The organism is Actinomadura logoneensis (assembly GCF_003428695.1).
GTDB lineage: Bacteria > Actinomycetota > Actinomycetes > Streptosporangiales > Streptosporangiaceae > Spirillospora > Spirillospora logoneensis.
Genome location: NZ_QURH01000464.1, coordinates 1 through 1061, shown reverse-complemented (window position 1 = coordinate 1061; position 1061 = coordinate 1). Strand labels below are relative to the sequence as shown.

1 protein-coding gene and 1 pseudogene are annotated in these 1061 nt (G+C 71.9%); both read right to left on the bottom strand.

All coding sequences use genetic code 11. From position 1 onward, the window contains the following. Positions 1-379: pseudogene (locus DZF91_RS23340) on the bottom strand (TROVE domain-containing protein); the annotation flags it as partial. A gap of 401 nt (positions 380-780) precedes the next feature. Further along, positions 781-1061 (bottom strand): WYL domain-containing protein (locus DZF91_RS23335; protein ID WP_147341306.1); only part of this gene is annotated, 281 nt, incomplete at its 5' end.

Sequence of the window (1061 nt, the reverse complement as noted above, 5' to 3'; positions counted from 1 at the left end):
GGCGCAGGGCGGCCCGGACGAGCGCGCGGTTCCCGCCGTGCGCGCCCGCCGCGAGGCGCGCGGCGACGCCCTCCGCGGCGGCCACGACGCTCGCCGAGCGCATCCCGGCGGTGTCGCGGAGCCAGCCGACCATCCGGACCAGCCAGTCGGGGTCGTCCACGGCGACCTTCCAGACCAGGGCGTGGAAACGGCTGTCGCGGTCGTCCGCGCGCTCATAGAAAGAGGTCTCGCCCACCATGTTGGAGACCGCGAAAAGGAACAGCTCGCTCTTGGTGTCCCGCTGGAAGGCGAGCGCGCCCTCGTGGTTGCGGACGGTAGGGCGAAGAAGGCTCCGCACGGGACCGGTGCCGAAAACACGGCCGCGATTGAACTTGGACATGGAGGGACCTCCTGCGAGGCGGGAAAAGAAGCCCCTCCCGACGCGGATCGGCAGGAGCCTTACGTCACGGCTGATTTCTCGCCGCGAGCGTGCCGAAGGGGCTCCGCCGGAGCATCGGGAGGGGACAGGGGGCGCGCCCGAGATCTGGGCGGCTGCGGTAAAGGCGCTCTGGCCACTGAGCTACCGTCCGATGAGTCGGACGGGCGGGAATCGAACCCGCGACCTCCCCGTTTTCAGCGGAAGTAACCGCTGCCTACGCACCGGGCGCGCGTCTGGGGACGGCCTTTCTACAGCCCGCGGGCTCGCGCTGCGGTCTCTGCATTTTCCGGAGCCCTCCTTTCGGGCCGTTGTCGCCGTACGGGAAACACCATGCCCGCGGAAAGGACGCGGCGGCAACCGAATTATTCGGGCTTCAGTTCGGTGACCCCGGTGATGCGGTGCAGGGCGAAGCGGTGGACGGCGGCGCGGGTCGCGTCGTAGCCGGTCAGGAAGCCGCCCTCGACGCGGATCGGCTCGACGATGCGGCTGGACGCCTGGCCCTGCTGGTCGAGGTAGCCGATCCAGACCCGGGCGCCCTTCTCGACCGCGCCGCGCAGCAGCTCGACGGTCGCGACGGCCGGGGAGCGCGGCGGCTCGCCGTCCGGGCGGGCGGCGCCCTGCCGGGCCGCGCCGAGCCGGGACG